The following is an 8960-nucleotide window of genomic DNA, read 5'->3' as shown; positions in this document are numbered from 1 at the left end:
ACCCATGCGTTTCGCTTTCTTCGGGGACGTGGTCGGCCGGGCCGGCCGGGACGGCCTCGCCGATCACCTGCCGGGCCTTCGCCGCCGGCTCGATCTGGATTTCGTCATCGTCAACGCCGAGAACGCCGCCGCCGGCTTCGGCATCACCGAGAACACCGCCCGCGAGCTCTATGAGGCTGGCGCCGACTGCCTGACTCTGGGCAACCACAGCTGGGACCAGAAGGAGGCCCTGACCTACATCGTCCGCGAGCCGCGGCTGATCCGGCCGCTGAACTATCCGGTCCTGGCCGACTGCCCCGGGCGCGGGGCCAACCTGTTCGAGACCCGCACCGGCCGCCAGATCCTGGTGATCAACCTGCTGGGCCGGGTCCACATGGACGCCCTGGACGACCCCTTCGCGGCGGTCGACCGGGTGCTGGAAGCCTCGCCGCTGGGCCAGGTGGCCGACGCCATCGTCGTCGACATGCACGCCGAGGCCACCAGCGAGAAGATGGCCATGGGCCATTTCTGCGACGGCCGCGCCAGCCTGGTGGTCGGCACCCACACCCATGTGCCGACGGCCGACTGCCAGATCCTGCCGGGCGGCACCGCCTACCAGACCGACGCCGGGGCCTGCGCCGACTATGACAGCGTCATCGGCAACCAGAAGGAAGAGCCCCTGCGCCGCTTCACCACCCGCATCAGCCAGAGCCGCTACAAGCCGGCCGAGGGCCCCGCGACCGTGTGCGGCGTCTTCGTCGAGACCAATGACCGCACGGGCCTGGCCCTGCGGGTCGAGCCGATCCGGGTCGGCGGGCGGCTGAGCGAGACGATGCCGGACCTGGCGAAGGCGAAGGTGGCGGCCGAGTGAGACTGGCGGGGGTTCTGGGGGTGCTGGCCGGTATCCTGCTGACGAGCGGGTGCAACCTGGTCATCCCGGAGAAGGCGGTGTTCACCCGCGCCGACGCTGTCGGCGCGCCCCGGCTCAAGCCCGGCTACTGGACGGGTCCCCGCTGCACCGCCGACGACGTCGCGGCTAAGGTTGAGGGTTGTCCGGCCGGGATCATCGTCGGTCGCTCCGACCTGAAGTTCGTGGTCGATACCGAAAAGACCCCGGCCGCGGAGATCATCATGGGCGAGGCGACCTATCTGCTGGTCCCCGGCAAGCCGCTGTTGCTGCAATGGAAGCTGGGCGGCGAACCCCGTCCCCTGGTCCTGTATCTGGCCGTCAGGCCACTGACCCGCGACAGCCAGGGCCGCATCACCGAAGCCGAGATCTGGCCGGCGATGTGCGGTCCACCGAGCGCCAACCCGCGCAAACCCGACGTCAGATGGAATGAGGAAGGCGTGCTGGTTCACAGCTACCCGACGCCGACCGATCAACCCTTCCCGGGCCTGACCCCAAAGCCCGAGAGCAGTGAAAAGATCGGCTGTGAGCCGGATGGCAAGGCCGCCATCCGCAACGCCGCCGCCGCCAGCCGGTCCATCTCGGACCAGGTCGTCGTTTTGCACTGGGACAGGGACGCAGCTCCATGATCTGGCTGGTCCGACACGGCCAGACCGAGTTCAACCGCGAAGGCCGCTACCAGGGCGCCGCCGACTCGGCGCTGACGGAACTGGGCCGCGAGCAGGGCCGGCGGATGGGCCTCTTGCTAAGCAAGCTGGTCGAGGATCGCGAGAGCATCCGCATCGTCTCCAGTCCGCTTGGCCGGGCGCGGCACACCGCCGAACTGATCGCGCTGAGCCTGGGCCGGCCCGGTCCCATCGAGACCGACCCGCGCCTGGCCGAGATCAGCCTGGGCCAATGGGACGGCCTGACCGACGAGGATATCGAGGGCCATTCGCCCGGCGCGCGGGATGGGCTGTCCCGCCTGGACTGGTTCTTCCACGGGCCGGACGGCGAGCGGTTCGACGGCTTCGCGGCGCGGCTGGGCGATTGGCTGGACGAGACGGTGAAGGCCGGCGCCCCGACCATCGCGGTGTCGCATGGCGTCGCCGGGGCCGTCCTGCGCAGCCTGCACGGCGGGACCAGCCTGCAGGACATCTGGCGCGCGCAGTCGCCGCCGCAGGACTGCGTCTTCCGCCTGCACGCGGGCGGACAGATCATCCAGTTCGATCCGGACTAGTCCCGCGTCGCCCGATCAATCGCGACAGCGGTGATGGCCACGGCCGCGATGGCCACCGCGCCCAGGATGAAATAGCCGACCGCCGTCGTGGTCCGCATGGGCGGGGCGCCTTCGACGCTGTGGGTGGGCTGCCAGGTGACGATGGGCTCGGGCAGGACGTCCGGCTCGATGACGGCGGGCTTGACCACCGTGGCCGGCGACGCGTCCTCGGCGGCCTTGGGCTTGCGGGCGGCGGCAGGTTTGGCGGCGGTCTTGGTCGGCATCTCAGTCTCTCCGGCAGCGGCCTGATAACGGCGCGCCCTAAAACGGTATTGGCGGCGCGCGGTTGCGCCACTCTGGCCTTTCGCCGCCCGCGAGGCTAGAAGCGCCGCCTCGTCATTCAACAGAACCGACCCGACACCGCCATGGCCGGCCATTCCAAATTCAAGAACATCCAGCACCGCAAGGGCCGCTCGGACGCCGTGCGCTCCAAGCTGTTCTCCAAGCTGTCGCGGGAAATCACCGTGGCCGCCAAGGCCGGCCTGCCCGACCCGGACATGAACAGCCGCCTGCGCCTGGCCGTGAACAACGCCAAGGCCCAGTCCATGCCCAAGGACGTCATCGACCGGGCCATCAAGAAATCGCAGGGCGGCGAGGCGGCCGACTACAGCGAGATCCGCTATGAGGGCTTCGGGCCCGGCGGCGTCTCGGTGATCGTCGAGGTCATGACCGACAACAAGAACCGCGCCGCGGCCAACGTGCGGACCATCTTCGGCAAGAACGGCGGCAACCTGGGCGAAACCGGCTCGGTCAGCTTCATGTTCGACCGCATGGGCCAGATCACCTATCCCGCCAAGGCCGGCAGCGAGGACGCGGTCATGGAGGCGGCCATCGAGGCCGGGGCCGAGGACGTCGAGAGCGACGAGGAAAGCCACACCATCTGGACCGCCTTCGAGAGCCTGAACGAGGTGATCGAGGCCCTGCGCGGCGGCCTGGGCGAGCCGGCGACCACGGCCATCGTCTGGCGCCCCAAGACCCTGACCCCCGTCGAGGGCGACGCGGCGGCCGGCCTGATGAAGCTGATCGACGCCCTGGACGACGACGACGACGTCCAGAACGTCTACGCCAACTTCGACATCAGCGACGAAGAGATGGCCAAGCTGGGCTAGGGCCCCGCGCCGTCTCCCTCCGCCGCGTTCACCCTTCCGCCATTCCGGTCGTGGCCTCCAGGCCTCGCCACCGGTTGAGCGCGCGCTGTCGCCGCTCGAGGCGATCGAGGGCGTCCAGGACTTCGAAGAGCGGGACAGGCTCGGGCGAGCCCAGAAGCCAGCGCAGGTGCGGCTGATCGGTCACCGTGCAGGCGTCCGACGCCCAGGATGAGAGGATGGCGCGCTTTTCGTCGAGGCGCAGATCGGGGTCCTTGACGACATCGTCGGGGTGCTGGAACCCGATCGCGGGCCGCAGCAGCCGGCTCAGCGCATCGCCGATGCCTTCGAACGGCGGCTTGGTCTGGGAGGTGGTCTGCAACATCGATGGACTCCTTATCGAGATTGCCCGCCGGAACCCGGCGCGGTCAGTTTCCTTTCCATGGTGCGAGAGGGCAGAACCGCCCTTCTGACGGGCGTTAGTTAGGTTCGGGCTCGGACCTATCAAGAGGGGCGTGAAAGGACTTTCGCGCCAGGACAGGTATCAGGATCGCAACCCCGCGAGGCGGGGCAGGAGAAATTTTGCGCTTCCTTCATGGTTGACGCATTCTATCGAACAGATGGCGAACACGATTCGAATCCTGGGCATCGATCCCGGCCTCAGAAAGACCGGCTGGGGCGTCATAGCCGTGGACGGGGCGCGGCTGTCCTGGGTGGCGCATGGCGTCGTCGCGCCCGCCGAGACCCTGCCGTTTTCCGAGCGGCTGCTGACCCTGTTCGACGGCATCATGGCGGTGATCGAGGCGCACCGGCCCGACGAGGCGGCGATCGAAGAGACCTTCATGACCGCCAACGGCTCTTCCACCCTGAAGCTGGGCCATGCCCGGGCCGCCGGCATGCTGGCGCCGGCCAAGGCCGGTCTCTCGGTGGCCGAATACGCCGCCAAGGAGGTGAAAAAAGCCGTGGTCGGCACCGGCGGGGCCGACAAGAGCCAGGTCGCCTTCATGATCGCCCGGCTGCTGCCGACCGCCGGCTCACCTACGGCCGACGCCGCCGACGCCTTGGCCGTAGCCATCGCCCATGCGCACGCCCGCACGGCCCGCAACCGCTTGGGCCGCGTCGCATGATCGGCCGGCTGCGCGGGCTGGTCGCCGAGACCGGCGAGGAGGAGGCGCTGATCGATGTCGGCGGGGTGGGCTATGTCGTGCGCTGCGGTGTGCGGACGCTGAGCCGCCTGCCGGCCCTGGGCGACGAGACGGTGCTGCATATCGAGGACGTCTGGTCCGAGGCCCAGGGGCCCCGCCTCTACGGCTTTCTGTCCCGGGAGGAGCGCAGCGCCTTCGTGCTGCTGACCGCCATCCAGGGGGTCGGCCCCAAGGCGGCCATGGCGGTGCTGGACGTGCTGAGCCCCGCCGAACTGGCCGGCGCCGTGGCCCGAGAGGACAAGGCCGCCGTCGGCCGGGCCAATGGCGTAGGGCCGAAACTGGCCATCCGCATCGTCACCGAGCTGAAGGGCAAGCCGATCACCAGCGATCCGGTCGGCGCCTTCCACGCTCAGATCCATCACGCTGCTCCGCCCCCGCCCAGCGCCGCCGGCGAGGCGGTCGCCGCCCTGATGGGGCTTGGCGTCAACGAGGCCCAGGCCCGTCGCGTCATCGAACAGGCGGTCCTGCGCCTGGGTGAGGACGCCACCGTCCAGGCCCTGATCAAGGCCGGGCTGCAGGAGCTGGGCCGTTGACCCGGATTATCTCAGGCGAAGCCGCGCCGGCCGAGGCGCCCGACAAGGCCCTGCGGCCCCAGACCCTGGCCGAGTTCGTCGGCCAGCAGGCGGCCAAGGGCAACCTCAAGGTCTTCATCGACGCCGCCCGCGAGCGGGGCGAGGCGCTGGACCATGTGCTGCTGTTCGGCCCGCCGGGCCTGGGCAAGACCACCCTGGCCCAGATCGTCGCCCGCGAGCTGGGGGTCAATTTCCGCGCGACCAGCGGCCCCGTGCTGGCCAAGGCCGGCGACCTGGCGGCCATCCTGACCAATCTCGAGCCCAACGACGTCCTGTTCATCGACGAGATCCACCGCCTGGCCGCCAATGTCGAGGAGATCCTCTACCCGGCCATGGAGGACCATGTCCTGGACCTGGTCATCGGCGAGGGCCCCTCGGCCCGCTCGATCCGCATCGACCTGGCCCCCTTCACCCTGGTCGCCGCCACCACCCGCGCGGGCCTGCTGGCCACCCCCCTGCGCGACCGCTTCGGCATTCCGCTGCGGCTGGAATTCTACAGCAAGGACGAGCTGCAGCAGGTCCTCACCCAGGCCGCCCGCAAGATGAACCTCAGCCTCGCCCCCGACGGCGCCGCCGAGATCGCCGCCCGCGCCCGGGGAACGCCCCGCGTGGCAGGCCGCCTGCTGCGCCGGGTCCGCGACTTCGCCTCGGCCGACGGCTCGCCGGTGATCGACCAGAAGACCGCCGCCAAGGCCCTGGCCCGCCTTGAAGTGGACGAAGCGGGCCTCGACAGCCTGGACCGCCGCTACCTGCGCGCCCTGATCGACAACTACGGCGGCGGTCCGGCCGGGGTCGAAACCCTGGCCTACGCCATCGCCGAGGCCCGCGACGCCGTCGAGGACGTCATCGAGCCCTTCCTCCTCCAGCAGGGCTTCATCCAGCGCACCCCCCGCGGCCGCATGGCCTGCGGCAAGGCCTATGGGCATCTGGGGCTGACGGAGCCGCCCAAGGCCAAGCTGCCGCCGCTGCCGGGGCTGTTCGAGGAAGACGCGTGAGCGACGATCCGACGGCGCGTCTTGAGCCGTCGCTGTACGCCGCCCTGCTGCTGGGCCGACCGGCGAGCCTGACCTCGCCCCTCAGCGTGGAAGAATGCCAGCGCCGGATCAACCAGGCGGTCGATCATCCCTCCGCGACAACCGTGCGCTCGCCGGTGCTCGGCGGACTGCGCAACGGCGCCGTCTGGGTGCGCAAACGCCTGCTCTACCAGAACCCGCTGCAGACGGTGGTCACCGCCCCGCTGACGCCCGACGGAACCGGGACCCGCCTGGCCTGCCACGCCGCGGTTTCGCCGCTCACGGTGATCTTCATCGTCTTCGCGCTGGCCGTCATCCTGATGGGCGCCGTTCACAGCCTGGCCGACATGGCGCGGCTGCTGCATGGCGAGATTCTCTATGGCCGCCGCAGCCGCCCCTGGATCAACCTGATCGGCACGCCGGTGGTGCTCGGCCTGGGCTATCTGCTCGTTCGGTATCTGCGGGCCCAGGCCACCGGCGACCGCGCCTTCCTGATCGCCTTCCTCGCCGAGACTCTGGAAGCCGAGATCGTTCTCGGTTCCTGAGAACTCTTTGAGCTCCCCGGTGTTTCTCCTGGAACCGGGAGACCTCGACCATGAAATTCTTCGCGACCGCCACCCTGTTGCTCGCCGCCGCGACCCTCGCCGCCTGCGGCCAGGGCCACGGCACCTGCAAGGCCCCACCCGCCGCCAAGGTCTCCGCCGAGGCCTTCGCCAAGCAGCGCCCGATCATGGTCGGCCAGCCGGGCTTCGAGGCCCAGGAGGCCAAGGCCGCCAGCGAGCAGGCCCGGGCCTGCGTGCAGCGCCAGGCCTGGGCCCTGGCCAAGAGCGACGACCGCACCGACATCGTGGCCGACGCCGCCGTCACCGCCTGCGACGAAATGATCGCCCGCTCGGCCCAGGCCGAGGCCGCCAGCTACGGCGGCGATTTCCAGAAGCCCTATGACCTCGACGTCAAGGCCATGAGCCGCTGGGCTCGGCTCTATATCGTGCAGTACCGCTCGGGGCAGTGCGTGGAGTAGCTCCTTTTCCTCCCCCGAAGCGAAAGACTTCGGGGGGGGGGACCACGAAGTGGTGGAGGGGGCGACCGCGCTCACGACGTCTGATGGTTGGCAAGGGCGGCAGCTGAAAGCTCGCGCACGGCCCTCGCCCCCTCCGTCCGCCTTCGGCAGCCACCTCCCCCGCTGCGCGGGGAGGAGAAGTCACTTCCGCACGCAGATATCCCGGCCCTCATACTGGTCGCCGACCAGCGAGCCGTCCTGCGCCAGTTCGTAGCGGGCCTTCTCGAAGGCGCGGTCCTCGGCCGGCGGGGTGACGCCGTCCGGGCAGTAGGAGACGGTGACCAGGGTCCCGACCTTGCAGGTGCAGATATCGTCCTGGACCGTCAGCCGGCTGGCGGTCTTGCGGCAGGTCACCGGCCGGGGCTGGCCACCGACGTCGAGGCAGAGGCTGGTGGTGGGAACCGGGTCCGGTCCCGCGAGGCTGGCGCCGGCTAGGGTGGCGGCGGCGATCGTGCAGAGAATGGCGAGGTTGCGCATCGGAAACTCCCCTGCGCGTGAAACGCTCGCCGGGCGCCGGCGTTGCGTCACGGCGCGGCGGGGGCCTTCTGCGGCAGGCACAGCAGGGTCCCGCCACGGCGCCAGTAACTGTCTCCGGTCTGGAAGAAATAGACGTCGCCGATCGCCGGCTTGTCCGAGCTCGCACTGCCGCTGTCGTCGGCGAATTCATAGAAGGTCATGTTGACGGGGGGACGCTTGGCGTTGCCGGCCAGGACCTGCACCAGCTTCACCCGAAAGCCGCCCTGGCCAAAATAGACCAGCGCCACTGGACCATCCTGATGGGAATAGCGGTCGACCCAGGAGACCTGGGCCAGCGCCACGTCGGGCGTCGCCATCAGCGCTTCGGCCGTCAGGCCGCTCTCACTGAAAACCTTGTCGGTTGGCGCGCAGGGCTTGAGATTGGCGCGGTCGAACTGCGGCAGGGCGGCCAGGTGCGCCGCCAGGACCAAACCCACGCTCATGGACCTTCCTCTTCGTCATCCAGCACCCTCCCGCCGTCTCCCTACGGACGCGGCAGGCATTCCATCCGGGTGGTGTCGAACCATTTGCCGCTGGAGGCGTCCAGCCTGCTGAACAGGTAGACATGGCCCAGTTCCGGCAGAAAGCCGGTAGCCTCGCCGTCGTCCGACCAGAACCAGGAATAGGCGATGTCCACCCCTTCGGGTGGCGTGGCGCCGCGATAGCTGGCGATAACCTTCACACGACAGGTCCCGGAGTTGTGGCCGACGAAGGGCGCGTGCGAGCGATCTTTCACCTGAACGTCGACGACCTGCACCAGCCCCAGGTCGGGGGATCCCACCACGTCGGCGGCGGTCGTCACCACGCCGTCGGCGCTGTCGATCACCTCCGACGGGTCGCAGGTTCTGATCCTGTCCACACCGTCCGCGCCGATCAGGCTCAACCCGGCCAAGGCGATCAGCAGTGTCATCCGGCGACCCCCTCAGGTGGCCTCGGGAGACAGAGGATCGCCTCGATATCCCGCCAACCACCCCGGCCGCCGACAGCCATGTACAGGCGGAGGTCGCCGACCGCCGGCGTGTTGTTCAGGTATTCGCCGGTATCGTTCCAGGACCAGCGGTATTGACCGGTCTGGCGCCCCTTCAGCGGCGGCCCCCTGAGATAGAGGGTCGGCTGGATGACGAAGAAGCCTCGGCCATCCCCCGCAAACTCGCTGTTCTCGGAGTCCGCCTTGCCCACCGACCTGACGCGGCCGATGACAACGCGGTCCTGAGCCATGACCTGCTCGATGCTCCACTCCAGTCCGGCGAAGGGCCGCTCGCCCGGCTGGCAGCGAGGATAGCGCTCGGGATGAGGTTCCGGCGGCTGGCTCGCGGCGAACAGGAAGACAAGAAGCGGGATGATCACGGTCGAATAGTTCCAGCC

15 protein-coding genes are annotated in these 8960 nt (G+C 69.4%); 9 read left to right on the top strand and 6 right to left on the bottom strand.

The window, feature by feature from the left end; all coding sequences use genetic code 11:
• The first annotated feature begins 4 nt into the window (after nt 1–4).
• From QO010_RS14545 to QO010_RS14535, 3 genes are read left to right on the top strand one after another with little or no spacing between them, the layout of a single operon-like run.
• A complete protein-coding gene (locus QO010_RS14545) occupies nt 5–850 on the top strand; it encodes a TIGR00282 family metallophosphoesterase (RefSeq protein WP_307350267.1) in 846 nt (281 codons plus the stop codon).
• Entirely contained in the window at nt 847–1515 is a 669-nt protein-coding gene (locus tag QO010_RS14540) for a hypothetical protein (protein WP_307350265.1), read from the top strand. Before QO010_RS14545 ends, QO010_RS14540 begins: the two co-directional genes overlap by 4 nt.
• The gene (locus QO010_RS14535) at nt 1512–2105 is read left to right on the top strand and encodes a histidine phosphatase family protein (protein ID WP_307350264.1); all 594 of its coding nucleotides are present in this window, start codon (nt 1512–1514) and stop codon (nt 2103–2105) included. Before QO010_RS14540 ends, QO010_RS14535 begins: the two co-directional genes overlap by 4 nt.
• On the opposite strand, the gene QO010_RS14530 is transcribed toward QO010_RS14535, so the two are convergent.
• Complete coding sequence (locus QO010_RS14530) at nt 2102–2368, bottom strand: hypothetical protein (protein ID WP_307350262.1); 267 nt, start codon at nt 2366–2368, stop codon at nt 2102–2104. The two genes, QO010_RS14535 and QO010_RS14530, sit on opposite strands and share 4 nt — an antisense overlap.
• Before the next feature lie 141 nt (nt 2369–2509).
• On the opposite strand from QO010_RS14530, the gene QO010_RS14525 reads away from it, so the two are divergent.
• Nucleotides 2510–3253, top strand: a complete 744-nt coding sequence (locus tag QO010_RS14525; protein WP_307350260.1) for a YebC/PmpR family DNA-binding transcriptional regulator — start codon at nt 2510–2512, stop codon at nt 3251–3253.
• A gap of 28 nt (nt 3254–3281) precedes the next feature.
• Here QO010_RS14525 and QO010_RS14520 read toward each other — a convergent pair whose 3' ends face one another.
• Nucleotides 3282–3614, bottom strand: coding sequence for a hypothetical protein (locus QO010_RS14520; RefSeq protein ID WP_307350259.1), 333 nt, complete (start codon nt 3612–3614; stop codon nt 3282–3284).
• 235 nt (nt 3615–3849) lie between these two features.
• On the opposite strand from QO010_RS14520, the gene ruvC reads away from it, so the two are divergent.
• Genes ruvC through QO010_RS14495 form a run of 5 tightly spaced genes read left to right on the top strand, consistent with a single transcriptional unit; the run spans nt 3850 to nt 7040 of the window.
• Nucleotides 3850–4356 carry a crossover junction endodeoxyribonuclease RuvC gene (gene ruvC, locus QO010_RS14515; RefSeq protein WP_307350258.1) on the top strand — a complete coding sequence of 169 codons (507 nt, stop codon included), beginning with the start codon at nt 3850–3852 and terminating at the stop codon, nt 4354–4356.
• Nucleotides 4353–4967, top strand: coding sequence for a Holliday junction branch migration protein RuvA (gene ruvA, locus QO010_RS14510; RefSeq protein ID WP_307350257.1), 615 nt, complete (start codon nt 4353–4355; stop codon nt 4965–4967). Before ruvC ends, ruvA begins: the two co-directional genes overlap by 4 nt.
• Nucleotides 4964–6001, top strand: coding sequence for a Holliday junction branch migration DNA helicase RuvB (ruvB, locus tag QO010_RS14505; protein WP_307350256.1), 1038 nt, complete (start codon nt 4964–4966; stop codon nt 5999–6001). Before ruvA ends, ruvB begins: the two co-directional genes overlap by 4 nt.
• Nucleotides 5998–6564 carry a hypothetical protein gene (locus QO010_RS14500; protein ID WP_307350255.1) on the top strand — a complete coding sequence of 189 codons (567 nt, stop codon included), beginning with the start codon at nt 5998–6000 and terminating at the stop codon, nt 6562–6564. The genes ruvB and QO010_RS14500 overlap by 4 nt, the downstream gene beginning before the upstream one ends.
• A gap of 50 nt (nt 6565–6614) precedes the next feature.
• Entirely contained in the window at nt 6615–7040 is a 426-nt protein-coding gene (locus tag QO010_RS14495) for a hypothetical protein (RefSeq protein WP_307350253.1), read from the top strand.
• 180 nt (nt 7041–7220) lie between these two features.
• On the opposite strand, the gene QO010_RS14490 is transcribed toward QO010_RS14495, so the two are convergent.
• The 4 genes from QO010_RS14490 to QO010_RS14475 are packed head-to-tail and all read right to left on the bottom strand — an operon-like array spanning nt 7221 to nt 8942.
• The gene (locus QO010_RS14490) at nt 7221–7556 is read right to left on the bottom strand and encodes a hypothetical protein (RefSeq protein WP_307350252.1); all 336 of its coding nucleotides are present in this window, start codon (nt 7554–7556) and stop codon (nt 7221–7223) included.
• Nucleotides 7557–7603: 47 nt separating this feature from the next.
• A complete protein-coding gene (locus QO010_RS14485) occupies nt 7604–8038 on the bottom strand; it encodes a hypothetical protein (protein WP_307350251.1) in 435 nt (144 codons plus the stop codon).
• Nucleotides 8039–8079: 41 nt separating this feature from the next.
• Nucleotides 8080–8505: a hypothetical protein gene (locus tag QO010_RS14480; protein WP_307350250.1), complete on the bottom strand. Its 426-nt coding sequence runs from the start codon at nt 8503–8505 to the stop codon at nt 8080–8082.
• Nucleotides 8502–8942 (bottom strand): hypothetical protein, encoded by a 441-nt coding sequence (locus QO010_RS14475; protein WP_307350248.1) that lies wholly within the window; start codon nt 8940–8942, stop codon nt 8502–8504. The genes QO010_RS14480 and QO010_RS14475 overlap by 4 nt, the downstream gene beginning before the upstream one ends.
• Nucleotides 8943–8960: the final 18 nt, after the last annotated feature.

Source organism: Caulobacter ginsengisoli (genome assembly GCF_030814835.1).
In the GTDB taxonomy this organism is placed as follows: domain Bacteria; phylum Pseudomonadota; class Alphaproteobacteria; order Caulobacterales; family Caulobacteraceae; genus Caulobacter; species Caulobacter ginsengisoli.
The sequence above is the reverse complement of the archived record's forward strand: the minus strand, read 5'-3'. Positions and strand labels throughout refer to the sequence as shown.

Bases quoted from the DNA above. Each gene is read 5' to 3' on its own strand.
- QO010_RS14535 (WP_307350264.1), top strand. From the start codon at position 1,512: ATGATCTGGCTGGTCCGACACGGCCAGACCGAGTTCAACCGCGAAGGC.
- QO010_RS14485 (WP_307350251.1), bottom strand. From the start codon at position 8,038: ATGAGCGTGGGTTTGGTCCTGGCGGCGCACCTGGCCGCCCTGCCGCAG.
- ruvA (WP_307350257.1), top strand. From the start codon at position 4,353: ATGATCGGCCGGCTGCGCGGGCTGGTCGCCGAGACCGGCGAGGAGGAG.
- ruvC (WP_307350258.1), top strand. From the start codon at position 3,850: ATGGCGAACACGATTCGAATCCTGGGCATCGATCCCGGCCTCAGAAAG.
- QO010_RS14545 (WP_307350267.1), top strand. From the start codon at position 5: ATGCGTTTCGCTTTCTTCGGGGACGTGGTCGGCCGGGCCGGCCGGGAC.
- QO010_RS14520 (WP_307350259.1), bottom strand. From the start codon at position 3,614: ATGTTGCAGACCACCTCCCAGACCAAGCCGCCGTTCGAAGGCATCGGC.
- QO010_RS14530 (WP_307350262.1), bottom strand. From the start codon at position 2,368: ATGCCGACCAAGACCGCCGCCAAACCTGCCGCCGCCCGCAAGCCCAAG.
- QO010_RS14490 (WP_307350252.1), bottom strand. From the start codon at position 7,556: ATGCGCAACCTCGCCATTCTCTGCACGATCGCCGCCGCCACCCTAGCC.
- QO010_RS14480 (WP_307350250.1), bottom strand. From the start codon at position 8,505: ATGACACTGCTGATCGCCTTGGCCGGGTTGAGCCTGATCGGCGCGGAC.
- QO010_RS14495 (WP_307350253.1), top strand. From the start codon at position 6,615: ATGAAATTCTTCGCGACCGCCACCCTGTTGCTCGCCGCCGCGACCCTC.
- QO010_RS14525 (WP_307350260.1), top strand. From the start codon at position 2,510: ATGGCCGGCCATTCCAAATTCAAGAACATCCAGCACCGCAAGGGCCGC.